At 67.7% G+C, this 26,451-nt stretch carries 13 protein-coding genes and 1 other annotated feature; of the genes, 4 read left to right on the top strand and 9 right to left on the bottom strand.

The window, feature by feature from the left end; all coding sequences use genetic code 11:
- Positions 1 to 78: 78 nt before the first annotated feature.
- Positions 79 to 131: a sequence feature (sul1 is cis-regulatory element that is thought to sense ions involved in sulfur or methionine metabolism; They are found in Alphaproteobacteria), on the bottom strand.
- Between the two features lie 97 nt (positions 132 to 228).
- The 3 genes from B2W22_RS04945 to B2W22_RS04935 are packed head-to-tail and all read right to left on the bottom strand — an operon-like array spanning position 229 to position 3,678.
- On the bottom strand, positions 229 to 1,158 hold the full coding sequence (locus tag B2W22_RS04945; protein ID WP_286936440.1) for a c-type cytochrome: 930 nt from the start codon (positions 1,156 to 1,158) through the stop codon (positions 229 to 231).
- Positions 1,155 to 2,927 (bottom strand): GMC family oxidoreductase, encoded by a 1,773-nt coding sequence (locus B2W22_RS04940; RefSeq protein ID WP_175136521.1) that lies wholly within the window; start codon positions 2,925 to 2,927, stop codon positions 1,155 to 1,157. The genes B2W22_RS04945 and B2W22_RS04940 overlap by 4 nt, the downstream gene beginning before the upstream one ends.
- Positions 2,920 to 3,678, bottom strand: a complete 759-nt coding sequence (locus B2W22_RS04935; protein ID WP_239213312.1) for a gluconate 2-dehydrogenase subunit 3 family protein — start codon at positions 3,676 to 3,678, stop codon at positions 2,920 to 2,922. Before B2W22_RS04935 ends, B2W22_RS04940 begins: the two co-directional genes overlap by 8 nt.
- Positions 3,679 to 3,791: 113 nt before the next feature.
- Between B2W22_RS04935 and B2W22_RS04930 the strand changes: the two genes are divergently transcribed.
- Together B2W22_RS04930 and B2W22_RS04925 are read left to right on the top strand one after the other, a co-directional pair.
- Complete coding sequence (locus B2W22_RS04930; RefSeq protein ID WP_239213311.1) at positions 3,792 to 4,199, top strand: hypothetical protein; 408 nt, start codon at positions 3,792 to 3,794, stop codon at positions 4,197 to 4,199.
- A 395-nt stretch (positions 4,200 to 4,594) separates the two neighbouring features.
- Entirely contained in the window at positions 4,595 to 6,172 is a 1,578-nt protein-coding gene (locus B2W22_RS04925) for a TerC family protein (protein WP_175185286.1), read from the top strand.
- A gap of 25 nt (positions 6,173 to 6,197) precedes the next feature.
- On the opposite strand, the gene B2W22_RS04920 is transcribed toward B2W22_RS04925, so the two are convergent.
- The 4 genes from B2W22_RS04920 to B2W22_RS04905 all read right to left on the bottom strand — a co-directional run bounded on the left by B2W22_RS04920 (position 6,198) and on the right by B2W22_RS04905 (position 21,605).
- Positions 6,198 to 6,797 (bottom strand): hypothetical protein, encoded by a 600-nt coding sequence (locus tag B2W22_RS04920; RefSeq protein ID WP_286936436.1) that lies wholly within the window; start codon positions 6,795 to 6,797, stop codon positions 6,198 to 6,200.
- Positions 6,798 to 6,989: 192 nt separating this feature from the next.
- Entirely contained in the window at positions 6,990 to 19,886 is a 12,897-nt protein-coding gene (locus B2W22_RS04915) for an autotransporter-associated beta strand repeat-containing protein (RefSeq protein ID WP_286936435.1), read from the bottom strand.
- Between the two features lie 625 nt (positions 19,887 to 20,511).
- Entirely contained in the window at positions 20,512 to 21,150 is a 639-nt protein-coding gene (locus B2W22_RS04910; protein ID WP_175185283.1) for an FMN-dependent NADH-azoreductase, read from the bottom strand.
- Positions 21,147 to 21,605, bottom strand: a complete 459-nt coding sequence (locus B2W22_RS04905) for a GNAT family N-acetyltransferase (RefSeq protein WP_175185282.1) — start codon at positions 21,603 to 21,605, stop codon at positions 21,147 to 21,149. Before B2W22_RS04905 ends, B2W22_RS04910 begins: the two co-directional genes overlap by 4 nt.
- A 111-nt stretch (positions 21,606 to 21,716) precedes the next feature.
- Here B2W22_RS04905 and B2W22_RS04900 point away from each other — a divergent pair, with 111 nt between their 5' ends.
- Positions 21,717 to 23,168, top strand: coding sequence for a PLP-dependent aminotransferase family protein (locus B2W22_RS04900; RefSeq protein ID WP_286936432.1), 1,452 nt, complete (start codon positions 21,717 to 21,719; stop codon positions 23,166 to 23,168).
- 21 nt (positions 23,169 to 23,189) lie between these two features.
- On the opposite strand, the gene B2W22_RS04895 is transcribed toward B2W22_RS04900, so the two are convergent.
- Entirely contained in the window at positions 23,190 to 23,669 is a 480-nt protein-coding gene (locus B2W22_RS04895; RefSeq protein ID WP_175121552.1) for a carboxymuconolactone decarboxylase family protein, read from the bottom strand.
- 239 nt (positions 23,670 to 23,908) lie between these two features.
- Between B2W22_RS04895 and chrA the strand changes: the two genes are divergently transcribed.
- The gene (chrA, locus tag B2W22_RS04890; RefSeq protein WP_175121551.1) at positions 23,909 to 25,165 is read left to right on the top strand and encodes a chromate efflux transporter; all 1,257 of its coding nucleotides are present in this window, start codon (positions 23,909 to 23,911) and stop codon (positions 25,163 to 25,165) included.
- Here chrA and B2W22_RS04885 read toward each other — a convergent pair.
- Positions 25,162 to 26,367, bottom strand: a complete 1,206-nt coding sequence (locus tag B2W22_RS04885; RefSeq protein ID WP_286936430.1) for a multidrug effflux MFS transporter — start codon at positions 26,365 to 26,367, stop codon at positions 25,162 to 25,164. The genes chrA and B2W22_RS04885 overlap by 4 nt on opposite strands.
- Positions 26,368 to 26,451: the final 84 nt, after the last annotated feature.

Here is a 26,451-nt window from a genome sequence, read left to right as displayed (position 1 = left end):
TCGCGTTGCCGGTGTGCGCGGCAGCGGAGTGCGGCAGCCGACTATGGCAAATGAGGGCGAACGCCCTTGGTGCTTGAGAGTTGTCCGAGGGATAGGCGCCCGGCCGAGCCACCCGGCAAGCCGGGTCCATCTGGGATCGCGACAGCGTCGCGGCCGCGCACCCGTTGCGGGTGCGGCGGACGCGATTGTACTCCCTTGGGGCGTTACGCCGTCATGACGCCAGCGGCACTAGCGCGGCGCGGGCGCAGGCCCGGCGTAATACGCCGCCAGCGCCTGGATCTCGGCATCGGTCAGGCGTTGCGAAAACGCCCGCATCACGCCCACGTCGTCGTTCTGGCGGGAGCCATTGCGAAACGCGTTCATCTGGTCGGTGAAATACTCGCGCGATTGACCGGCCAGACGCGGCAGCAGCGGTCCTTCGCCCATGCCGCGCAGTCCGTGGCAGTTGGCGCAGGCGGGCAGCGCGCGTGCGCCGTCGCCGTCAACGTCCAGCCGGCGGGCGGCCTCGCCGCCAAACTCGCCCACGTGCAGCGGCGGGCCGGCAAGCGTGCCGTAGTAGGCCGCTACCTGGCCGATTTCCTGTTCGGTCAACGCGCGGGCAATCGTATTCATCAGCGGCTGCACGCGCGTGCCCGAGCGGAAGTCGGCAAGCTGCTTGGCCAGATACTCGCTGCGCAGGCCGGCCAGGTTGGGGAAGATGCCGCCGGTTGGCGTGATGCCGGCGGGTCCGTGACAGGCCACACAGGCCTGCACCGCGACGCCGGGTTTGCCGTTGGCGGCAAGCTGCTTGCCCGCTTCGGGATCGGCCTCGTTCAGCCATTTTTCCCAGTCGGGACGCGACGCGGTGAAATCGGTGGCGCTGCGTCCGGGCACGGGTTTCATCGGGGCGGGAGCGGCGCCCGGAGCGGCAGGGGCGGCAGGCGTTGTGCCTGTTGCCGAAGGTGCTGCTGCGGGTGCGGCAGGCACAGAGGCCTGGCCAGCCGCCGCCTGCGGCGCCGGGCTGGCTGCCGGTGGCGGCGGCTGCGGCACGGCGGAGGCCCGGATCGCCTCGTCGCCGCCGGCGCCCATCATCTGGACGCCGGTGGCGACCAGCGTGATGACCGGCACCGCGATCATCAGCCCGACGGTGAAAAAGATGCCTTTGCGATGTTCGCTCATGATGACACCAGCGGGCCCGGCGAACGCAGATAGTCCGCCTTGATTTTCTCTACGATCCAGTAGGCGGTGGCGCCCACGGTGCCGGTCGGGTTGTAGCCCGAGTTTTGCGGAAACAAAGCCGCGCCCGTGACGAACACGTTGGGCACGTCCCACGACTGTCCGTAGCGGTTGACGACGCTGGTGTTTGGGTCATCGCCCATGGCCGCGCCGCCCGTCAGGTGGGTGGACTGGTAGGCCGTGGCCGAAAACGGCCGCTTGCGCGGTCCAGGCTCGGTGCGCGCGATGCCCTTCATGGCGCGCGCGATCTCATCGCCTTTCTCGGTCAGGAACGCCGACATGCGGATGTCGTTGTCGGGAAAGTCGTAGGTCACGCGCAACAGCGGCAGGCCCCACGCGTCCTTATACGTGGGATCCAGGCTCAAATACCCGCCGCGCCACGGCTGCGCCGAGCCCGTGATGGTGATGTTCGCCGCATGGTTGTAGTGGCGCGCGACGGCCTTCTTCCATTCCGATCCCCATGACGGCGTGCCCTTGGGCGTCGGATGAAAGCCGATGGGCGCGCCACTGACCACCTGGATCTGCAGATAGCCGCCGCCCACAAAGCCCACCGGCCCGTGGTCGAAGTTGTCGGCGCTGAAGTCGTCCATCGTCACCGCCACCGCGCCGGCCCCCATGAACGGGTTGATGTTGACCGACTCATCGAAAAACAGATTCACGCCCGAGGTGGTCTGGTGCGTGTAGTTGCGGCCCACGACGCCGGTGTTCGTGACCGGATCGAACGGCTTGCCGATGCCGGACAGCAGCAGCAGGCGCACGTTGTTGATGCCGAATGCACAGAGGAAAACGATGTCCGCGGGTTGAAAGACTTCTTCGCCGGCCGCGTCCACGTACGTCACGCCGCGGGCGCGCTTCTTGTCCGGTGTCAGCTCCACGCGCAGCACGTGCGCGCCGGTGCGGATCTCGAAGTTCTCCATTTTCATGGCCACGGGCAGGATGCAGACCTGCGGCGAGGCCTTGGCAAAGTGCTCGCAGCCAAAGTTCGAACAGAACCCGCAGTACACGCACGCGCTCATGTGCAGGCCTTCGGAGTTCACGTACGGCCGCGTACAGAGCGCGGACGGCTGCACGTAAGGGTGATAGCCCAGCTTGCGCGCGGCCTCGCCGAACAGCGCGGGCGCGTAGGGCACCTTCATGGGCGGGTTTGGGTAGGGGCGCGAGCGCCAAGGCTCGAACGGATTGCCGCCTTCCTGCTTTTCGCCCTTGATGTTGCCGGCCTGGCCCGACGCGCCGATCAGGTAGTCGAAGCGGTCGAAGTAGGGCTCGAGTTCGTCGTACGTCACGCCCCAGTCCTGACAGGTCAGCTCCTTGTCGAAGATGTCCTTGCCATAGCGTTCGTTGTAATGGCTGCGCATGACGAAGTCGGTCGGATCGAAGCGGTAGTAGGCGCCCGACCAGTGATTGCCCGCGCCGCCCAGATGCGTGCCGGGGTAGGCGAACTGCCAGCGCCGCATCGGCAGCGCCTTCTGGTCCGTGTTGTTGCGGAACGTGTAGGTTTCCGTCGCGGCGTCCTGGTGCAGTTCATGGCGCCGCGTGTACTTGAGTTCGTCGTGGACGTTGGGCCCCTGGAAATCGGGCGAGGGCCAACGCGCCTCGCCCCGTTCCAGCACCACGACCCGCTGCTTGGCGGCCGCGAGTTCCTTGCCGATGATGGCGCCGGTCCACCCGCCGCCGATGATTGCCACGTCTACCGCAGGCAGCGTTTTAGCCATGCTTGCCTCCCGGCGTCATCTTGTGGCCCACGGCGTTGGCAATGGAGACCGGCTGGCCGGCCCAGATCACGCCGTGGCGTTCGATATCGTTGGAAAACGAGGCAAACGCGCCGGGAAATCCCACCAGTTTCCAGCCCACCATGTCGGCGTTGCCGCCGTACAGCGGGTCGGAAAAGAAGCCTTCGATCGTGCCTTCGAGCAGCGCCTGAAAGAACACGCCTGACGGCAGCGGCGAAAAATCCGGCTTGCCTTCCTGCATGTCGCGCAGCCAGGCGTCCTGCCGCATGGCGTCCAGCTCGGCGAAAGGCTTGCCGTCCCGCTTGCGCGCGGCGGCGTCCAGCGCGGCAAGTCCGCGGCGGAACATCTCGGCCGGCGTGAACGACAGCTGGTAGCCCTGTTCCGGCGTGCCTTGTTCGAACGGGCCTTGCCGGTAGAGCTGGCTGCCCGCACCCCAGGCGCCGGCCAACTGGCCGTCCAGAAAGAGCGTCACGCCAGCTTCCTTGGCGCCCGGCCCCAGGTCGTCGGCCGGAATCAGGCGCGCGGCGATGGCATCCATCGTCAAGGCTTCCTGCGCGTTGAAAAATTTGAGCGTTCGGTTGGCGGCGCCGCCAGTGGCGGCTGCGTCTTGATGGGGAGTGGGGGAGGCAGGGTCCGGGGCGCTGATCGCGCGGGGCGCCCACGCTGCGCCGGGGACACCGACGGCCAGCGCTTTGAGCAGCCCCCGCCGGCCGGGTACAGGTTTATCACTCATGGTTTGCTCCATGGCGAGGCAGGCACGCGACTTGCCCCTGGATGAATAGAGATCCCGCGTCAGCTCGTTGGCCTGGGGCTCAGTGTGTCACCGTTGTCGACGAGGGAGCAACCATGAAACAACCGATTCTGTATCTGTGCGCTACGGCGATGAGCGGCTTGCTTGCCACCAGCGTTTCCGCGCAGCGCATTGAAAAAACGCTAGTCGCCCAGGCGCAGACGACCACGCCTGACAGCCGCACCGGCAGCCAGACCCAACCGGATCGCAAGGCGGGCACGCCGAAGACGCCGGCACAGGAGAAGTCCATGCCGCACCAATCCAAACAAGGAGACAAGGGCGATCACGGCAAGCGCGATGCGTCGCGTGCCGGGTCGAGTCCGCGGCAGGACGACGCCGGCACCGACACGCGCGGGGCGAAGGGAACGCCGGGCAGCAATACGGGGTCCACGGGGCACGGGGGCATGCCGGGGTCGGGCGCTTCGTCGGGTTCAGGCGGCACGGCGGATCCGCGCGGCCAATGAAGGTGGTGACATCCCCTAGTCGTGCGGATTTCCGATTCAGGTAATATTCAGGATCCTGTAAGAAAGAGAGCGCGGCGGATATTCCGACTTTTTGCTGCCCCGGCAGCCTGGAGCCATCCGCCATCTATGAACGAAGACCCTCCTCCTAGCAGGGCGCCGCGGATCTGCCGGCGCCCGTTATCTTCTCCCCACACTGCCGCGGCAAGGGCTGTTTCCCTGCGCGTCGCATTCCCCAGCGCCTCCGCGGCCACGCCGCGACTCGGCGGCCGCGCGCCGCCTCGCCAGGCCGTGCCCGTCGGCGCGCCTGTGCAGCCTCTGCTGCGCGCCTCTAACACTACGCCTTCCCACCGGCGCGCATCGCTTGCGCGTCCGCTTACGTTTTCCGTGGAAACCTGATGATTTTCGACTGGATGTCCGACCCTACCGCCTGGCTTGGCCTGGCGACGCTGGTCGTGCTTGAAATTGTGCTGGGTATCGACAACCTGGTGTTCATTGCGATCCTGGCGGACAAGCTGCCGCCCGAGCAACGCAACCGCGCACGCCTGATCGGCCTGACGCTCGCGCTGGTGATGCGCCTGGGCCTGCTCGCCAGTATTGCGTGGGTGGTCACGTTGACCGCGCCGTTGTTCACAGTGATGGGCGCCGAGATTTCCGGACGCGACCTGATATTGATCCTGGGCGGCCTGTTCCTGCTCTTCAAGGGGACGATGGAGCTGCACGAACGCGTCGAAGGCAGCGCCAGCCATGACCAGGCGCAGAAGCCGCAGCATGCGGTGTTCTGGCAGGTCATTTTGCAGATCGTGGTGCTGGATGCCGTGTTCTCGCTGGACTCGGTCATTACCGCCGTGGGCATGGTGCAGGACCTGAGCATCATGATGATCGCCGTGGTGGTCGCGATGGCCGTCATGATGCTGGCCAGCCGCCCGTTGATGGCCTTCGTGGGCCGCCACCCGACGGTCGTGATCCTGTGTCTGGGCCTGTTGCTGATGATCGGCTTCAGCCTGGTCGCCGAAGGCCTGGGCTTCCATGTTCCCAAGGGCTACCTGTACGCGGCCATCGGCTTCTCGATCCTGATCGAGCTGTGCAACCAGTTGGCGCGCCGCAACCGCGCCCGCGGCACGCATGCGCTGGGCCGCCGTCAACGGACGGCGCAGGCCGTGCTGCGCCTCTTGCGCGGCGGCCGTGCCGGCCAACCCGTGTCGCAAGCGGACGAAGTTGTGGCGCTGGTCGACGGCGCCGGCGACGAGCCCGCTTTTGCGCCCGAGGAAAGCTCGATGATCGAACGCGTGCTGTCTATCGGCGCGCGCGACATCCGGTCCATCATGGTCCCGCGCGGCGACATGATCTGGCTGGACGTTGCCGACACGCCGGACGTCATCGTGCGCAAGTTCGCGACAGGCCACTCGCGCCTGCCGCTGTGCGCGGGCGACCCGGCCAACGTGCTGGGCGTGCTGCACTTCAAGGAAGTGCTGCCGCTGCTGCAGAACCCCGGCCCGATCGACCTGGTGGAACTGGCGCGCGAACCGCGCTACGTGATGGAAACCACGCCGGTGCTGAAGGTGCTGGACGAACTGCGCGCCTCGCGCGATCACATGCTGATCGTCGTGGACGAACACGGCGTGTGCGAAGGCCTGGTCACGCCGATGGACGTGCTGGAAGCGGTGGCGGGCGACATGCCGGAACACCAGGAAGACCAGCCCGAAGCCTTGCAGCTTTCCGACGGTTCGTGGTTGCTGGGCGGACGGCTGTCCGTGGACGAAGCGGCGCGCCTGCTGGAAGCGCCGGCGCTTGCCGACGATTACCCCGATGCGACGCTGGCCGGGTGCCTGCTGCGCGCGGGCGGCCGGATCCCGGAAACGGGCGACACCGTGATGCTGCGTGACTGGGGCTTTGAGGTGACGCGTCGTGACGGGCTGCGCATCGACCAGGTGCATGCGCGGCCGCATCAGCCGCAGGCCAGCGCGGCCGATTGATCGAAGGGCGGGGCGGGCGACCGCCTCAGCTGCAGATGCGGCGCCACGGCGACCGGTTCACCGGGCAATAGCCCGGGCACCGCGTCGCTACCGCCAAGCCGCTGACGCACTGCTCGTTCGGCTCGGTAAAGCCGTATTCCATGCTGCCGTAGCATCCGCAAAGCTCCAGCACGGTGCCCGGCGGGTGCTTCTGCGGCTCGGTCGGCGCCTTGCCCGACGGTTTGGCGGCGCTGGCCGACGGCGCCGTGGCTGCGGTTGCCGCCGATCTCGTCGCGGCAGTTGCCGCGGATTTTGCTGCGGGCTTTTCGGCGGCGTTTTCGGCGGACTGCGCTGCAGAAGTCGCGGCGGATCCTGCCGCCGCCGCGCGCGTTTCAGCACCAGGCGTCGCGCGCGGCGCCACTGTTTCGGCGGGCGCGCGGTTGGCTTTCGCGTCGCCCGCTCCCAGCCTTTCCTTCACCGCCGCCGCGCTCATGCCACAGCGTTTGGCAATCGTGGCCACGCTGCGGCCCGCGTCGGACATCCCGCGCAAGGTCTTGTCGCTGCATGCGGCCAGCGCGCCGGCCGGCGCCAGTAAAGCCAGCATCAGCAACGCGCACGCGAATGCGCCAGGTCTGCTCAGCGTCATGACGCGCCTCCCGCACCTTGGTGCGCCAGGGCAGAACCACGCCCGGTTGGACCACGAGTGCGGGGTAGCGTAAAGCGCCTAAATCAAGGGTGTCAATGCGGCCCGAACGGATCGCCCGAAGGCATTGCGCCCTCGGCCGCCAGCGGGTCGGACAGGCGCCATCCGGATACCAGCCGGATGGCGCCGCGTGCGTCAGAAGTTCCAGCGCACGTTCAGGAAGCCCGCATTCTCGCGGCTGCCGCTGCCGAACTGGCCCTGGTAGCTCAGGCCGATCGCGGCGTTCTTGGACACGGCGACTTCCGCGCCCACCTCAGCCACCGCGGCGTCGCGGGCGATGGGCGTGCCCGCGACCGTGAACGCCGGGCCGGAACCGAAGGCCATCGTGCGGTCGGGATCGACGTCGCCCATCGCATGGCGCCAGCCGAGCGTGGCGCGCAGGCGGGCGGGCGCGCCCGCGATCTGCGTGTCCAGGTTGCCGCGCAAGCCGACAGTGGTGGTGGTGATGTCGTTGCTCTGGCTGTCTGCCGACAGCGCCGCGGAGCCGCCGTTTTCCGAGAAGCCGCCCATGCGCTGCTTGATCCACGCGGCGCCGACAAAGGGTTCGACGGTCGCATCCGGTGAGACCGGCATGGCATAGCCCAGCTCGCCGAAGATCTGCGTGGTGTTGCCACGGTAATCCGCCTTCAGCTCCTGGCTTGCGCCGCCGATGGCCAGGTTGCGCTTCGTCTCGATATCCTGCCAGCTGTACGCCGCGCCGGCCATGACGTTCCACGCGTTGCCGCTGGGCTGGACGAACGACTTGCCGCCGAACACCGCGACGCTGTAGCTGTCCACGTCTGCCTTGGCATTACGGCTGTCCTGCCAGATCGTGCTGTCCTGGTAGCCCAGCGCAACGCCCACGCGCCAGCCGTCACCGACCCGGATGTCGCCGCCGGCCAACACGCCGCCGGTGCGCTGGCGATAGCTGGGCGCGTTGCCGTCGCCGTCCTGGCTCTGCCAGTTGCCCAGCACCTCGGTCCACACATTGCGCTGGCACGAGAAGCGCTCGGCGTACCCGCCCGCGCTGCGGCCGGCTTCGCCGCACGCGCCTTCCTGGCCGCGGCCTTCGCTACGCAGGCTGTCGCGCAGGTGATTCAGCGGCAGCGTCCGCACCGATTCCGAACTGCGCACGATTGCCGACGACAACGAGGCGTGACTGTCGCCCGACAACTGCTTGAAGGCCTCCGGCGCCTCGTCCCGGCTCAATCCCACGATCGACGAATACAGCGGGGAGTCCGGATCGATCTGTCCCAATGCCTGCGCCACCGCGTTCTGGTTCGCCGTGTCCGTAACCGTCTCGAACCCGGTGTCGTTGCGCTGGAAGGTCACCGTGACGTTGTTGGGGTCGTAGACCACCGCGCCGTCCAGGAAGGCAAGCTGGGGCAGGGCCGTCGAGGCGAAGGTGCCTTGCACGCCCTGGTCCGCCGTCACCACCGTGTAGGCGCTGTTTGCGGTCAGTGGCGCGGTGTTGGTCACCTGCAATGCGCCGTCAAGCGTTGCGGTGCCGGCCACGTGGAGGTTGGTGGCCGCGCTGGGCCCCACATTCACGGCGAGCGTTGCGCCGGCGGCATTGCTGAAGTTGTTGCTGACCTTCAGGCCGCCGCCCGCCGCGGGCGCGCTTTGGACCGTGCCGGCGTTGACCAGCCCCGCGATGGTGCCAGTGCCGGCCAGCGTGGCGCCGGGGCTGACCTGGACGGACGCGGGCAGCGTGGCGGGCGACTGCGCGCTGCCCAGCACGACCGTGCCTCCCTCGATCGTGGCATTGCCGGTGTACGCGTGGCTGCCGTTGATAGCGAGTGTGCCGCTGCCTTGCTTGACCAGGCTGCCGCTGCCGGACAACGTCCCGCTGAACGCGCCGTCCGCGCCCTGGTTGAAGACCAGCGCCGCGTTGTTGGCGATGGCGCCTTGCAGGCTGGACGTGTCGCCGATCAGCGTGCCGGCATTGACCTGGGTGCCGCCGCTGTAGCTCGACAGGCCGGCCAGCGTCAATGCGCCGGCGCCTTCCTTCACCAATTGGCCCTGTCCGCTGACCGGGCCGGCCAGGACGCCGTCCGTGAACTGGTTCACACGCAGCGTCGTGCCGGCCGCCGTGCTGACCGCGCCGGCGATGCTGGTGCTGCTGCCTTCCAGCGTGCCGCCCGCAATGACCGTGCCGCCGGTGTAGCCGTTGGCGCCGTTCAGCACCAGCGTGCCGTCTCCTTGCTTGGTGAGCGCCCCGGTGCCGTTGAGCGCCTGGTTCAGCGTGAAGGTCTGACCTGCCGCGACGACATCGATGCCGCCGCCCACGCCATCCAGCGAGATGTTGCGCGCCGTCGTGGCAAAGGCCGAGTCCGCGATGCGCAGCGTCCCGCCGTCCAGCGACACGGCGCCGCCGTTTCCAAGCTGCTCGTCGGCGCTGACTTCCAGCACGCCACTGCGGATGGCGGTGTTGCCGGTGTAGGTGTTGATGCCGTCCAGGACCAGCGTGCCGCCGTTCAGCTTCTCGATGCCGCCGGCGCCGGTGATGGGCGCGGAGATCGTGGCGGTGGCGCCGCTTTCAACCCGGACCGGCGTCTGCGCCTGCGCGATCGCGATGGCGCCGGCGGTGCCCGGTTCCAGCGTGTAGCCGTCGGTCAGGAACTGCAGGCCGGTCACGTTCTGCGTGCCTTCGACAGTGACCGTGCCCGCCGCGCCCGAGAAAGCCGCGTACTTGCCGTTCCAGCGGTCGGCGGTGGTCCCCGCCGTGTCGGTCCAATTGGTGCCCGCGGCGTTCCACGTGCCGGTGCCACCCGCAATGATGCCGTCGGGCGTGGTCTTGGCGCCGTTCCAGAACTGGATCTCGCCGGGTTGCGTCTGCAGCACCAGGTTGATCTGGTTGGGCTGGTTCTGCAGTTGCAGGTCAGCCGTAGCCAGGCTGGACGGCAGCGTGCCGAACTGCACGCCGTTGTCCGTCAGCGTGCCGCCGTAGGCAAACAGGCGGTAGACGCCCGTGCCCAGGTTGCCGCCGTCCGTGATGTTCAGCACCCCATCCAGCCGCAGGTTCTGGGCCACCGTCACGGCCGTCGTGGCCGAATTCGGCGTGCCGAGCGTGAAGTCGAGCTGCGTCCCGTTGGACAGCGCCAGGCTGCGCGCAAACGAGATCGGATTGCCGGGGGTGCCCGCCACCAGTCGCGCGTTGTCCTCCAATTCCACGTCTGCCGCGACGGAGCCCGAGCCGCCCAGATTGCCGCCGGGGTTGATCGTGACGGGGCCACCGGTCAGCGTGCCGTCGACCAGCAGCGTGCCGCTGTTGACCGTGGTGCCGCCGCCAACGTTATTGGAGCCGGTCAAGGTCAGCGACGCGTCGCCGTCCTTGGTCAGCGTGCCGGTGTTGTTGCCGGCCGTATTGATGTTGCCGGCATAGGTGCCGTCGGCGCCGTTCTGGTTAAACACGATGGCGCTGCCGTCCACCACGGTGATGTTGCCTTGCAGGCTGGTGGCGTTGCCGGCCAGCGTGCCGGCGTTGACTACCGTGCCGCCCGTATAGGCATTGGGACCCGTCAGCGTGACCGTGCCCGCGCCGTCCTTGACCAGTCCACCGCCGCCGGTGATGGCGCCGGCGTACGTGCCGCTGCCCGGCGCCTGGTTGAAGACGACGGACGTGCCCGTCGAGGTGGCGATGTTGCCCGTAAGGCTGCTGGTGTCGCCGATCAGCGTGCCGCCCGCCAGCGTCGTGCCGCCCCTGTACTGGTTTTGGCCCGTCAGCGTCAGGGTCGAGGCATCGGTCTTGATGAGGCTGCCGGGGCCGGTAATGTTGCCGGCCAGCGTCAGGTCGTTGACGCCCGAAACCGTCAGTGGCGCGCCAAGTCCAATATCATTGCCCAGCGCAATGCCGGGCGCGCCGGCCTGCAGCGTGCCCGCACCCGCGACGGTCAGGCCGCCGGTGCCCAGTGCGGCGTTGTTGCCCGCGATGATCGTTCCGCCGGCCAGCACGGTGCCCCCGTCGTAGGTGTTGGCGTTGCCCAGCGTCAGCGTCGACGTTCCATCCTTGGTCAGCGGACCGGAGCCCGACACGACGCCATTGAGCGCCAGGTTGCCCGCGCCGCCAACGGTGACCGGACCTTGAAGTTGCACGTCGTTGGTCAGCGCCGCGCCCAGGCCCAGCAGGGTGGTGCCGCCCGCCGCGGTCAGCGCGCCCGTGCCCAAGGCGGTGTCGCTGCCGATGGCAAGCGTGCCGCCGGAAAGCTGCGTGCCACCTTGGTAGCTGTTGTCGCCGGACAGCGTCAGCACGCCGGCGCCGGTCTTCACCAGTCCGCCCGCGCCGTCGATGTCGCCAGACAAGCCGAAATCGGCGCCGGTGATCGTCGTCGTGCCGGCCAGCGTGATGGCGTTGCTGGCGTTGACCGGCACGCTGGCCGAGAGCGTAGTGCCGTCGGCCGCGGTCAGCCGTCCGACGCCCAGGGCCGTATCGCTGCCCAGCGCGAGCGTGCCGCTGTTGAGCGCCACGCCACCCTGAAAGCTGTTTGCGCCGTTCAGCGCCAGCGTGTCCGTCCCATTCTTGATGAGGCCGCCAGTCCCGCCGATGTCGCCATTCAGCGTCAGCGTGGCGCTGCCCGGCAAGGTCAGCGTGCCGTCAAGCTGCACGTCGTTGGCCAGGGCCACGGGCGCCGACGCGTCCAGCGCCGTGCCGTTGGCCGCCGTCAGCGTGCCAGTTCCCAGCGCGCCCGGCGCACCCACGGTGATCTGGCCGGCATTCAGGCGCGTGCCGCCTTCGTAGGCGTTCGCGCCTGACAACGTCAGGGTGCCGGGGCCGGTCTTGATGATGCCGCCCGCGCCCGATACATCGCCGGACAGCGTCATGGCCGCGCCATTCGCGATTGTCACGCCGCCTTGCAGGGCGACATCGTTCGCCAGCGCGACGGCGATGTCGTTCGACAGGGTGGTGCCGTCGGCCGCCGTGAAGAGGCCGGTGCCCAGTGCCGTGTTCGAGGCGACCTTGATCTCGCCATCTTGCAGCACCGTCCCGCCCGCGTAGGTGTTGGCGCCTGCGAGCACCAGCGTGCCCGCGCCGGTCTTGGTGAGCGTGGCCGCGGGATCGGCGCCCGATATCGTGCCTGCCGCGGTGAGCGCGCCGCCGGTAACGTCGATGGCGCCCGTGCCTTCCAGCGCAATCTCCCGTGCAGTCGTGCCGGGCGCGGTATTGGCATAGCGCAACGTGCCGCCGTCGAAGACGACGCGATTGGCGGCGTTGCCAAGCTGGTCGTCCGCGCTGATCTCCAGCACGCCGCCTTCCAGCCGCGTGTCGCCGACGTAGCTGTTGGCCTGCGTGAAGACCAGGGTGCCGCCGTCGCGCTTGGCGATGGTCGTATTGCCCTGGAGGGTCGTGTCCAGCGTTGCCGTCATCGACGGTTCGACGCGCAAGGTGGCAACGCCATCGCTGCCAGGCAGCGCGTTCAGCGCGCCGCCGGTCAGGGTGTAGCCATCGGTTGAGAACTGCAGGCCCTGGAAGCCTTGCGTGCCGGCCAGCGTGACCGTGCCCGCGGTGCCTTCAAAGACGCCGAAGCGGCTGCCCCACGTACCAGCCGTGCCGGTGGCGTCGGCCCAATTCTGGCTCGTTGCGTCCCAGGTGCCCGTGCCGCCTTGCCAGAACTGGATCTCGCCTGCCTGGGACTCGTTCAGCACGTTCACCTGGCCGGCCACGTTGGTCTGCAGCGTGATGACGCCCGGCGGCAGGGTGCCCAGCGCCAGGTTCATGGACGTCGCCGTGCCCGAGTAGGCAATGATGCGGTACACGCCCACGCCAAAGTCTGGTGTGCCATCGATGTTCAGCGTGCCGTTCAGATCGACGTTGCCATGCACGTTGATGAGGCTGCCCGCGTTGGGCGCGCCCAATTGCGCGTCGATCGACGATGCGTTGTCCAACGTCAGCGAGCCCAGGATCAGCGCGCCGGGCGCGGCGGAACTCACCGCAATCCGGCCACCGTTGTTCACGTTCACGTTGCCGTTGGCCGTGCCGGTGCCGGTCAGTGTGGCGGCCGGGCCGTTGACGTTGACCGTGTTGCTGGCCAGCGTGCCGCCCAGGTTCACCGTGCCGTCGTTGATGTTGAAGACGCCGGTGTGGCTGCTGGCGCCCGTCAGCGCCAGCGAGCCGGCGCCGGTCTTGGCGATGCTGCCCGCGCCGGCCAGGTCGCCGCCGAAGACGCTATCGGCCGCGCCGCCCAGGCCCAGGCTGCCGTCCACCTGCAGCTTGCCCGCGCCCGACAGCGCCGCAATGGACTCAGCGCCGGTCAGTTGCAGCGTAGCGCCGCCATCGACGCGCACGCCGGAAGCGGATTCCAGGAGATTGTTGCCCTGCGTGACGAGCGTGCCTTGCGACACTCCGGCGCCGCCGGTCAGGGCATTGCTGCCGGCCAGGGTCAGCGTGCCCAAGCCCGCCTTTTCCAGATTGCCCGCGCCGGACAGCGCGCCCGTGTAGGCGCCTGCGGCGGCTTGATCGAAGGTGAGGGTGGTGCCCGCATTGGCGACGACTGGACCGGTGATGCTGTCCGTGTCGCCCGTGATGGCGCCGGCCTGGAGCTGCGTGCCGCCGGCGTAGCTGTTGTTGCCGGCCAGCGTCAGCGTGCCCGCGCCGGTCTTGACCAGTGCGCCGTTGCCGGTAATGTCGCCGCCCAGCGTCCAGTTGCCCGCGCCGTCCGCCGTCAGGGAGTTGGTCAGCGCCACGGCGTTGACCAGCGTCACGCCGTCGGCCGCCGATAGTGTTGCGCTACCCGTGACATCCAGCGCGCCCGTCCCAAGCGCGGTGCTGCTGCCAGCGACCAGCGTGCCGGCCGACAGCGTCGTGCCGCCGGCGTAGCCGTTGTTGCCCGACAGGGTCAGCGTCGCGCCGCCGTTCTTGATCAATGCGTTGCCGCCGTTGATGTCGCCCGTCAGCGTCAGATCCTGGCTGCCGATCACAGTCAGATCGCCACCGGCCAGTGCAATCTGGTTGCCCAGCGTCGTGGCCGCGGCCGCATCAAGCGCCGCATCGCCGGAGACGGTGAGGGCGCCCGTGCCCAGCGCCTTGTCCGATCCGATCACGATCTGGCCTTGTCCCAGCGTCGTTCCGCCTTGATAGGTGTTCTCGCCCGTCAGCGTCAACGTGTTGGCGCCCAGTTTGGCAAGACCGCCCGCGCCGGACACGTCGCCCGCCAGCGTCACGTTCTGCGCGCCCGACACTTGCAGCGGGCCGCCGTTCAACGCCACGGCGTTGGCCAGCGTCACCGGCGCGCTCAGCGCCTGCAGAATCGACGCGCCACCAATCGTCAGGTCGCCGCTCCCCAATGAGGAATCACCGACGACCAGCAGCGTGCCGCCATCGAGCTGCGTTCCGCCCGCGTAAGTATTGGCGCCGGCCAGTGTCAGCGAGCCCGCGCCAGTGGCGGCAAGACCGCCGGCGCCGGAAATCTCGCCGTCAAAACGCAGACCGTTGGTCGTATCCAGGTTCAATGCCTGACCCAGAATGACGTTATTGGCCAGCGTTACGGCCTGGGTCGAACCCAGCGTCGCCGCGCCGGTCACCGTGAGATCGCCGGTCCCCAGCGCCGCATCGCCTCCAACGCGCAAGACGCCTGCCGCCAGCGTTGTGCCGCCGGTATAGGTGTTTGCACCGGCAAGCGTCAGCGTCGATGGGCCGCTCTTGGTCAGCGAACCTGCGCCATCAACCACGCCGCTCAGCGTGATGTCGCGGTCTCCGGTCACGTTCAGGGCCGCGTTAAGCGTCGCGTCGTTGATCAGGTTCAACGCCGGGCCGCCCGTCGTACCCGACAGGCCGGCGTCGGCGTTGACGAGGAGGGCGCCGGTGCCGAGCGACCCGTTCTGGCCCAACTGCAGATTGCCGCCGTTCAGTTGCGTACCGCCCGTGTACGTGTTGGCGCCGGAAAGCGTCAACGTGGTGCCCGCGCCGCCAGCAATGAGGCCGCCGTCGCCGCTGATGGTCCCGAGCAGCGTGGAGTCCTGCGATTGAGCCAGCGTCAGATCGGCCCCGGATGCCACATTGATGGCGTTGCCCAGCGTCAGGCCGGTGGCGCTGTCCACCGCGGCGTCGGCCGTGACGGTCAACGCGCCCGCGCCCAGCGCGTCATTGTTGCCAAGCACCAGACGGCCGCCGTCCAAACGTGTAGCTGCGTACGCATTCACGCCGTTGAGCGTGAGCGTGCCCGCGCCCGACTTGATGAGGGCGCCGTTGCCCGAGATCGTGTTGTTCAGCGTCAGATTGCCGGCCCCGCCGGTCGTCAGCGCTGCGTCCAGCACGATGCCGTTGTTCAGCGCATGCGTGCCGTCGGACAACAGACTGGACGCGCCGGCTACGTTCAGCGCGCCCGTGCCCAGCGCAGTGTCGCTACCGACGCGGATGGCGCCGCCGATCAACGCCGTGCCGCCGCCATAGGTGTTGTTGCCGGCGAGCGTCAGCGTGCCGCTACCCGCCTTCGCCAGCGAGCCGGTCGCGCCCGACACCGCGCCGTTCAGCGTCAAGTCGTTCGTGCCTGCATTGGTCAACGTCGCGCCCGCGCCGATGGCGACGTCGTTCGCCAGCGTCAGGGCGGTTGTCGCAGTCAGTCCGCCGCCGCCCGTGACGTTCAGCACGCCCGAGCCCAATGCCGTGTTGCTGCCCGCGGCAATCGTGCCGTCCGCCAGCGTCACGCCGCCGATGCCGGCGTTGTTGCCGCCCAGTGCCAGCGTGCCCGCTCCCGACTTGGTGATGCGGCCCGCGCCGGACAGGGATTGGTTCAGGGTAAAGACATTGCCGGCATCGGCGATGTCGAAGCCCGCGCCGGCGCCGATGTCGATGGCGCGCGAGGTGCCGGTGTAGCCGGTGCCGGTCACGCGCAGCGTGCCGCCGGCAAAGGCCAGACCCGTGCCCGCCGCGCCCAGGTTGTTGTCGGCACTGACTTGCAGCACGCCTTCGCTGATCTGCGTGCCGCCGGTGTATTCGTTCGCGCCGCCCAGCACCAGCGTGCCTTGGTCACGCTTGTTCAGCGCGCCAGCGCCACGGATGACGCTGTTCACCGTGCCGGTCAGCGCCGGATCCACGCGGAAATTGTTGGGGCCCTCAGCCAGGCGGATTGCGCCGTCTTGCAGCGCGTACCCGTCGGTGAAGAACTGCATGCCGGTCACGGCCTGTTCGCCGGCCACGGTGACCGCGCCACCCGACGCGCCGCCGAACACCGCGAAGTTGCCCGCCCAGCTTTGGGTCAGCGCGCCCGCCTGATTGGTCCAGTTGGTCGAACCCGCCTGCCAGGTGCCTGCACCGCCGCCCAGCGTGCCATCCGCAAGCTGCTTGGCGCCGTTCCAGAACTGCACGCTGCTGCCCGTGGTCTGCACCACCAGGTTCACCTGCTGGTTCACGGCGGTCTGGATCTGCAGATTCGACGGCACGGTGCCCGGGGGCAGTGATCCCAGCGCCAGCCCGTTGTCCGTGAGCTGGCCGGTGTAGGTGATCAGCCTGTATACGCCTTCACCAAAGCCGCCCTTGTCGGTGACGTTCAGGTCACCGTCCAGCGTCAGGTTGCCGTTGACCTGCACCAGCGTCTGCGGCGAGGCCTGCGGCGCGCCCAGCGCCACGTTGAACTGCGAGCCCTGATTCAGCGTCAGTCCGCCTAGCGTCAGGGTCTGGCCTGATGTGGCCGACAGCGCGCCACCCGAGGCAATCGTCGTCGCGCCGCTCAGGACGCCCGAGCCCGCCAGCGTCGCGCCGGCGCCCACATTCACTTGCGTACTGGCCAGGCTGCCGTTCACGTCCAGCCCGCCGGACACCACGTCGAACGAGCCGCTTTGCGTGCTGTTGCCCGTAAGCGTCAGCGTGCCGGTGCCGTTCTTGACCACATTGCCCGCGCCCGTCAGCGCGCCGCCGAAAATCGAACTGGCGTTGTCCTGCCCCATCTGCACCGTCGCCCCAGCGCCCAGGTCCAGCCGGCCGGCGCCGGCAAGCGAGCCGAACGTCTCGCTGTCCGCCAGCCGCAACACCGTGCCGGTGCCCAGGTTTACGGCCACGCTGTCAGCCAGCGCCTGTCCGCCGCGCGTCTCCACCGTGCCGGACAGCAGGTTCAAACCGCCGGTGAATGTGTTGTTGCCGCTCAGCACCAGCGTCTGCGCGTTGGCCGCCACGTCCACGCTGCCTGATCCGCTGATCGCGCCCGCGTAGGTCGCATCCACGTTCTGGCCGATCACGAGCTTCGAGTTGTTCAGCACGCTCGCGCCCAGGCTGCCCGCGCCAGCCAGCACGGTGCCGCTGCTGATGGTTGTGCCGCCATGCGTGTTGGCGCCCGACAGTGTCAGCGTGCCCGGGCCGTTCATCACCACGCGCCCGGGTCCGGCAATCGCGCCGGCCAATCCGACATCGTTCGCACCGGCCACCGTCAGGTTGCCGGTCAGTGCAACGTTGTTGACGAAGTTTCGCGCCGCCGTGCTCTGCAGCGTGGCGTCTGCGCCGACGGCCAGTGTGCCGCTGCCCAGCGCGGTGTCGCTCGCGGCGATCAGCGTCCCCGCGTTCAGCGCGACCCCGCCGCCATGCGTGTTGTTGCCCGAGAGCGTCAACGTGCCGGCGTCGTTCAAGGCGATGGCGCCGCCGCCGGACAGGTTGCCCGACAGGTTCAACGCCTGTCCGCCGGTGGCGATGCCCAGCGTGTTGCCGAGGCGGACGTTGTTGTCCACGGTCAGATTGCCCGCGGCCAGCGTCGCCGGTCCTTGGACGTCAAGCAGTCCGGAGCCCAGGCCTTGCGCGTTCGCCAGCGTCAACTGGCCCGCGTTGAGCAGTACGCCGCCGGAGTGCGTGTTCACGGCAGACAAGGTCAGATTCGCATTGCCGTTCTTGACCAGCGTGCCGCCGCCCGATAGCGCGCCGGCCAGGGTCAGCGCCTGGCTGCCGCCCACGGTGAGCCGGTCGCCCAGCACGAACTGGTTGCCCAGGCTGACGGGCGCAGTGCTGTCCACGGTAGCCGCGCCGGTCACGTTGACCACGCCGGTGCCCAGCGCGTTGTTCGCGCCTGCGATGATCGTTCCCGCCGCAAGCGTGCCGCCGCCGAAACTGTTGGTGCCGTTCAGCGTCAAGGACCCGGTGCCTGTCTTCACCAGCGTGCCGCCGGCGCCCGACAACGTGCCGTTGAGCGTCAGGTTGTTGGCGCCAGCCACGGTCAGCGCGTTGCCGAGCGTAAAGTTGTTGCCCAACGCCACGCCCGAACCGGCGAGGGTGGTCGCGCCACTGACGGTGACCACGCCGGTGCCTAGGGCGCCGGACGCGCCCACGTTGACCGTGCCGCCAGCCAGCGTGGTGCCGCCCGCATAGGTGTTGGCGCCGTTCAGGTTCAACACCCCCGGCCCGGTCTTCACCAGCGATCCCGCTGCACTGATCGGCCCGTTCAAGGTCAGCGTTTCGGCGCCGTTCAGCGTCAGTGCATTGTTCAACACCATCGCGTTCTGCAGCGCGACGCTGGTGGATGAGGCCAGTGTCGCCGCACCGTTGACGGTGAGCGGCCCCGCGCCCAGCGCCGTGTTGTTGCCCACGACCAATCCACCGGCGCTGATGCGCGTCTCGCCATGCGAGTTCGCACCCGAGAGGGTCAGGATGCCGGCGCCGCTCTTGACCAGCGCCGAGCCGCCCGACAGCGCGCCGGAAAGGGTGAGGGCGGAGGGGTTGGTCAGGGCAAGGTCGGCGCCGAGCACGATGTTGTTGGACAGGCTGGTGGCGCTGCCGGGCTGCAGCGACGACGCGCCGTACACAACGAGGTCGCCCAATCCCAGCGCGCTGTTGCCGCCCAGCGCCAATCCGCCGCCGCCGAGCCGCACGCCGCCAATGTGCGTGTTCGTGCCATTGAGCGTCAGGACGCCCGCGCCGGACTTGTCCAGCGCGCCGGCGCCGGAGATGTTGCCGGCCAGCGTCATGTTGTTCGTGCCCTGGACGCCCAGGCCGCCCGCATTGAGCTGGATGGCGTTCGCCAACGACAGTCCCGACGTGGCGGGCGCAATGGCGCCGCCGTTGCCGACAAGCGTGCCGGCGCCGAACGCGGTGTTGCTGTCGAAGTTGACCAGGCCGCCGTTCAGCGTGGTCTGGCCGCTGACCAGCGGTCCGTTGATCGTCCAGGTGCCGCCATTGACGCGCAGGTTGTTGAAGTTGCGGTACACCGTCGAGCTTGCCGTGCCGGTGCCGGTGGTGCCGGTTGCGCCGGGGTTTTGCAACACCAGCGTGTTGTTGCCGTTCGCGCCGCCGTCCACCGTGCCGCCCTGGGCAAAGCCCAGCGCGATGCTGACGTCCAGGCCGGCCACGGCCAGGTCGACGCCCACGTCCGGGCCGCCCGCCGAGATGGTTGACCCGGTCACGGCGGTGAACGTGTTGGTGCTGTTTTGCCCCATGCTCACGCTGCCATTGATCGTGCCCGCGTTGACGAAGCTGTTGCCGGTGGCCGATCGGCCCAGGCCCACACGGCCGTTGATGACACCGCCCGCTGCATTGTTCACGGTGACCGGCGCGCCGCCATAGGCGGCAATGACGGGGCTGAGATTGAGCAACGACTGGGAAAGCAGGCCCGGTTTCAGGCCGATCGTGCCCGAGTTGTCGATGTTGATGCTGCCCGTGGCATTGCTGCGCAGGGAGAGGGCGGCGCCGTCCAGCGTGGTGAGCACCTGCAGACCCAGCACCGACAGGCCGGCGCCGTACAACGTGCCGCTGTTGTTGACGCGCACTGCGCCGGCGTTTGACGCATTGCCCATGATCGCGCCCGAGGTGCCGACCGCCGCCAGGGACAGCGTGGGATCGATCAGTCCCTGGTTGGTGAGCGTGGTGTTGCGCCCGGTCAGCTTGACGGCGGCCGAGCCCGGCAGTGCAACCAAAGGTCCTGAGGACTGGCCTGCCGGCGTCACCAGTACCGAAACGTCGTTGGCGCTGCTGGTGACCGTGTTCGGATTCAACAGCGTCCACGCGTCATTGCAGAGGATGCTGGAGCCGGTCGCCGTGCATGCCAGCGCGGCTGGCATGGGCAGCATTAGCAGCGCGAGGACGCGCCAGACATAGTTCAGATGAAGGGGAACGGGGAAATAGCCATGCCGGTGGCCAGATGTCATTGTCAGCTCCAGGGGACGGAAGGAGCCTTACCCGTTTTTCGCACACATCAACCAGCCGCAAACGGACAAGGCGGTGCTGCAACTTCAGGTACCCGGCGGCGGTTGATGTTGTTGTCCCGTCCGCTGAATAGGGGTCAGTGTTGGGGGCAAATGAGGGTCGCGGCTGTAAACAATTCGCGTCAAACGTAACGACATAGTTCGACATAATTGCGGATTATCTCTGTATGCAACCTACGTTTAGTTTCTGACGTTTCAGTTTGAAGTACTCGCGATTGATAATGTTGCGGCGCAATGACACTTAATCGTTCGCAGATTTATGAGGAAAATTAATACTTGAATACGATTGCAGAATTGAATCCAACATAGTGTCTCAAGCCATTGAAAATACGCATGTATTTCTACGATATGGCCGCAGCGGGCTGCTATGAAATTTCTTCGGCACGTTATTTCATCTGGCGATCCGGGAATGCGAATTGCTGGGTTCGGATAAATCAATTGCGAATCGCCTGATAATCCGCGCCTCGTTTTGCGCTAAATCCGGAAATGAAAAGTCCCGAAATCCGGCGGGATTTCGGGACTGTCAGGTGCGTCGTTCGCATCAAAACGCAAGCAAGCGTAAACGGCCTCAGGCGGGCGTTTCCTCCGACGTTCTTTCGAACAAAATTGTGCCCAGCGCAGCCTGGGCACGCGCCCGGCCAACCTCCAGCCATTCCGGTCCCCGGGCCGTTCCCTCGACCGCGACAAAGGTCACCTGCGTCAATCCGATCGTCGCCAGCACGTGACGCAGGTACGGCGTCAGGAAGTCCGGCTGACGGGCCTCTTCACCGCTGAACGCGCCGCCCGACGAAATCGCGACATACACCGGCCGGTCCGCGAGCAGGCCAACCTTGCCTTGGGGCGTGATGTGAAACGTGTGGCGGACCCGGACCACGTGGTCCAGCCACGCTTTCAGCGAGGAGGGCACGGTGAAGTTGTGCATCGGCGTCGCCAGCACGACGTGGCTGGCCTCGTCCAGCATCCGGATCAGATCGCCGGACGCGAGCAGCGAGCCGTTTTCCAGTCCCTCGGCTTCGGGTTCGTCTCGCGCCGCCAGCACAGCCGCATAGTCGCCATCCGCATGGGTGAGGGTGGTGGCGTCGAACTCCACGACGTCCAGGCCGCCGGCCGGACCCGTCCGGGTCAGCCGGTCGATGATCTGCTGCGACAGACGATAGCTTTCGGACTCGAGCCCCCGCGGGCTGCAGCGAATTCGAAGAATGCTCATTCGGAACTTCCTTTCAAGGGTTTGCTGAACCGGATGGCGCTGGTCAACAGGCCCTGCCGGAAATAGAAACGTTGCGCCAGCGCGTTGCCCAGCCCGGTATCGAGCACAAACTTGTCGCAGTCCGCATCGCGAGCGAGATGATCCAGTTCGGCGATCAGCCGGGCGCCCCAGCGGCTGCCGCGCGCCGACGGATCCACCACCAGGTCGTCCACGTACATGAAGCGCCCGTAGATCAGGTTCTCCTGATAGCGGTATCCCGCCAGCGCCACTGCCTGGCCGTCACGCATGACGGCGAGCAGCCGGTAGTTCTCCTGGTGCATCCGGGCCAGGCGTTGGACGAAGTCGTCCGCCTGGGCCAGATGCGGACGCAGTTCGCGCATCAGCGGCAGGCAAGCCCGCCATTCTTCCGGTGTCTCCAGATGGCGCAGTGCCGGCTCAGTGGAGGATGTATGCATGGATCAGTCCCTCAGGGGTTGGGGCGCTGAACGTACGCCCACCGTGAGTACGAATCTTAAAAAGCACATGCCATAATTTGAAGGGCCATAAATGCGCTTACGGACTATGCCATGATTCCTGCAACACCCGACGCTCTGCAAACCGTCGCCGACACCGCCAGCCTCCCGCTGTACCGGCAGGTCTACGAGCGTTTCCGTAGCGCCATCGCCGAAGGCACCCTCAAACCCGGCGACCGCATCCCGTCGGCACGCGCGCTCGCCAAGGAAATCGGCGTGGCGCGCGGCACCATTGAAGTCGCTTACTCGCTGCTGGCGTCGGAAGGGTACATCCAGGCGCGCGGCCAAGCGGGCACCGTGGTCGCACCCAACCTGCAACCCGCCGCGCGTATGGCCTCGGTGGCCTCGGCGGCCCCGGCGGCCCCGGCGGCCCGGGCCCGGCCCGCCGAGGCGGTCGAAGATCGCTGGCCGCGGCCGGCCGCGCCGCTGCCATTCCAGATGGGGCTGCCCGCGCTAGACGCCTTTCCGCGCAAGATCTGGGCGCGGCTGGGCGCGCGGCATCTGCGCGGCATGCAGCCGCCCGACCTCGGCTACCCGGATCCCGCCGGACTGCCTGGGCTGCGGACCGCCACGGCGGCTTACCTGCAGGTCGCGCGCGGCATCCAGTGCACGCCGCGCCAGGTGTTCATCACGTCGGGCTACAACAACACCATGCAGCTCATCATGCAGGCGCTCTTCAAGCCCGGCGATTCGGTCTGGGTGGAAGACCCCGGCTATCCGCCCACGCGGGTGCTGCTGGCGCAGGCCGGGATGCAGGCCGTGCCCGTGCGTGTGGACGCGGAAGGTTTGGTGGTGGAGGCGGGCATCGCGCAGGAGCCGCGGGCCCGGGCGGCCGTCGTGACGCCCGCGCATCAAAGTCCGCTGAGCCTGTCGCTGTCGCTGCCCCGGCGCCAGGCCTTGCTGGACTGGGCCGAACGCAACAGCGCGTGGATCGTGGAAGACGACTACGACGGCGAGTACCGCTACGTCGGCCGTCCGCTACCCGCGCTGAAAAGTCTGGACCGGCAGGGCCGGGTGCTGTATTCGGGCACCTTCAGCAAGGTGCTGTTCCCGGGCATGCGGCTTGCCTATCTGGTCGTGCCCGAAGAGCAGGTGCCGCGTTTCGAGCGCCTGTGCATGCTGCTGGCGGGCGGCGCGCCGGCGTTGACGCAGGCCGTGCTGACGTCATTCATCAACGAAGGCCATTTTGCGCGTCACATCCAGCGCATGCGCCGCCTGTACAGCGAACGGCGCCACGCCACGGCGGCAGCATTGACCGATGTCATGGGGTCCCGCTTGCGCATCGATTTGCAGCCGGGCGGCATGCACCTGGTGGCGCGCCTGGAAGGCCATCAGACCGATCGCGAACTGGCGTCGCGCATGCTCCAGCACGGCCTGTATGCGCAAGCCTTGTCGCACTGGTCGGCGGCGCCCGATGCGCGCTCCGGCCTGCTCATGAGTTTCACCAACATCGTGTCGGCCGAACAGGCGGAGCAACTGGCACGCCGGATCCTGCAACTGATGTGAAACGCAGAAGGCAAGCGCTGGTCAGTTCAGGCCCGCCTTGTCCAGGCCAAAGGCCTGGTCGGCCGAACCCGGAACAGTGCGGAAGGCGACGTTCAGGCGATTCCAGCCATTGATCGCGACCACCCGGAACGTCAGGTCCGACAGCTCGCTTTCCGTGAACTGGGCGCGCACGGCGTCGTAGATTGCGTCCGGCACGCCATGGGGGGGCAGGGTGGTCAGCGCCTCGGTCCATTCCAATGCAGCGCGTTCACGGGGCGAGAAAAGCGGCGATTCGCGCCAGATGGCGACGTGATGTAGGCGCAACGCGCGCTCGCCTTTGATCGTCGCTTCCTTTACGTGCATGTCCAGGCAGAATCCGCAGCCGTTGATCTGCGAGGCGCGGATATCGACCAGGTCTCCCAATTCCTGGACCACGGCGGTTTTCTTGAGCGCCATGCTCAGATCGACATACTTCTTCGACAGGACTTCGGACACCTGGAAGTAATTCAAACGCTGGCTCATGTGCATACCTTTCTGATGGGATGGAAGTTGAACTGACCGGACCATGATGCGGCCGATTGGCCTAACGCTGAAGTGCCATGAATCCGCTTTTGGTATGGGCCATGATCCGCCGCGAGCAAGGCGCAGCAAGCGCCAATTCCTGACATTTATCCGATTGAATCCCGGCCGTGGCCCGGCTATAAGCTTGGAACTGGGGCCCGAAAGACATCGCCGCCCCGACTCCCAAGAAGCCCGAGCCGATGCCGCACCCATCCCCCCATGACGAACATGTCGACAGCAAGCCGGCCACCGGCGCACGCGCCCAGACGGGCCGCGGATCCTGCCTTGAAGTGTTTTTGGTGTTCCTGCGCCTGGGCTTGACGTCCTTTGGGGGACCGGTGGCGCACCTGGGTTATTTCCGCACTGAATTCGTCGACCGGCGACGCTGGCTCGATGACTACGCGTTTTCCGATCTGGTCGCGTTGTGCCAGTTTCTGCCAGGCCCCGCCAGCAGCCAGGTCGGCATGGCGATCGGCCTGCGCCGGGCCGGCTGGGCCGGCATGCTGGCCGCGTGGATCGCATTCACGCTGCCATCGGCGCTCGCCCTGATCGGCTTTGCCATGGGACTTGCTCACTATGGCTGGCTGTCCGAATCAGCCGCCATCCATGGCCTGAAGGTCGCGGCGGTCGCCATCGTGGCGCAGGCGGTCTGGGGCATGGGCAGATCGCTCTGTCCGGACAGGCCGCGCGCCGCGCTGGCTATCGCCGCCGCATTGCTCACCGTGGTGCTGCCCACGGCGCTGGCGCAGATCGGGGCCGTCGTGCTGGGCGCGGTGATCGGCGCGGCCTTCCTGCAATTGCCGCCCCGGCCCGTCCTGTCCAACGCATCGTCGGGCGTGCCGCGCGTGGCGGGTCTGGTGTCGCTGGGCCTGTTTGCCGCGTTGATGGCAGGGTTGCCATTGTGGGCGCTGCTGTCGGACGGGGCGCTGGCCAGCCAGATCGCCGGCTTCTACCGCGCCGGCGCCCTGGTCTTCGGCGGCGGGCACGTGGTGCTGCCGCTGCTCGAAACCGCGTCCGTCTCTTCCGGAATGGTGTCCAACGCGGAATTTCTGGCCGGATACGGCGCGGCGCAGGCCATGCCCGGCCCGTTGTTCACCTTCGCGGCGTTCCTGGGCGCCATGTCGTCCGGCCCCTTGTCCGGCTGGGCGGGCGGCCTGACGCTGCTGTGCGTCATCTTTGTGCCGGGCGCTTTGCTGCTCGCCGCGGCGCTGCCATTCTGGGATACGTTGCGCCGCCGGCCCGGCGTGCGCAACATGGTGGCCGGCGTGAATGCCAGCGTCGTCGGCATCCTGCTCGGCGCGCTGTACGACCCCGTCTGGACCAGTGCGATTCTCGGCAAGGCCGACTTCGGCCTGGCGTTGCTGCTGTTCGCGCTGCTGGTCTATGGCCGGTGGTCGCCGGTGTGGGTGGTGCTGCTGGCTGCCGTCAGCGGCTGGTCGCTGGGCTGGCTGGTCTAGCCATTGCGTGCATCAATCCGCCGGCCCAGTGCCGGCGACAACAGCAGCAACGGCGCCACAATCACCGCCCCGATCAACGCCATGGCGGCCTGCGGCGCCATCCCGCTATCGAGCAAGACGGTCGCGATTACGGCCGACCCGCTCATCTGGAACAACCCGTAGACCGCTGCAGCGGTGCCCGCGCGGTCCGCGAACGGTTCCAGCGCCAGACTCAACCCCGATCCCAACGCCAGCGAGAACCCCACGGTCAGCACCGCCACGGGCAGCATGAAGATCCAGGCGGAAAGCGGCGCCCAAAGCCATGCCCCCAGATGCAGCGCCGACGCCAGCAGCAGCGCCGCCATGCCGACGCGCACCATGGTGTAGCGGCCATACCGGGCGATGAACGCCGGCGCCAGGAAGAACGCGGCGATGTTGATGGCCGCATTGCCACCGAACCACGCCGAAAATCCCAGCTCTGAATAGCCGAGTTGCTGCACCAGCACGACCGGCGCGGCCGACACGAACACCAGGATCATGGCCATGCCCGCCATGCCGAAGCACGCGAAGTACAGGAACCTGCCGCTGGCAACGATGGGCGCATAGCGGGGCAGGCTGTACAGCGCGCCCGGGCGGTGGGCCGGCTTGGCCCGCGTCTCCTCGAAGCGCAGCGCAAGCAGCCCCGCCAACGCCAGCGCGAACACCGCCATGAACACGAACGTGCTGCGCCAGCCCGCATGGAGCGCCAGCATGCCGCCCACCATCGGCGCCAGCGCGGGCACCGTACACAGCGCGCCGTTCAGATAGCTATAGACGCGCGCGCCGACGGCCGGGCTGAAGCAATCGCGGACGGCGGCAAACGCCACCAGCGACGCGGAACACGCGCCCAGTCCCTGCACAATGCGCGCGGCATAGAACACGTCGAGCGAAGTTGCCGCCGCGCCCAGCGCGGAGCCCGCCAGATACGCCAGCGCCCCGCACAGCGCCACGGGCCGCCGGCCATAGCGGTCGGCAAGCGGTCCGATCAAGACCTGACCCAGACCGACCGCGAAGATGAAAAGCGTGATGCTGGCCTGCAGCGCGCCGATGGGCTCGTCAAACGCGTGCGCCATCGCGGGCAGAGAGGGCAGGTAGATGTCGATGGCCATCGGCGTAAGCGTGACCAGTCCCATCAAAAGACCGATCAGCCAGCGCTGGCCTCGGGGCGTCAAGGCAGACTTCATTGCAGGCTCTAGGGCCCATTGCAGACCCGGGAAAACCCGACATTATCCAGGATCGCGGGCGGTCGCGCCGGAGTAGAATCACTC

The organism is Achromobacter sp. UBA4530 (assembly GCF_002388205.1).
GTDB lineage: Bacteria > Pseudomonadota > Gammaproteobacteria > Burkholderiales > Burkholderiaceae_B > Achromobacter > Achromobacter animicus.
Note: the sequence above shows the minus strand (reverse complement) of the source record. Positions and strands in the feature narration are given on the sequence as shown.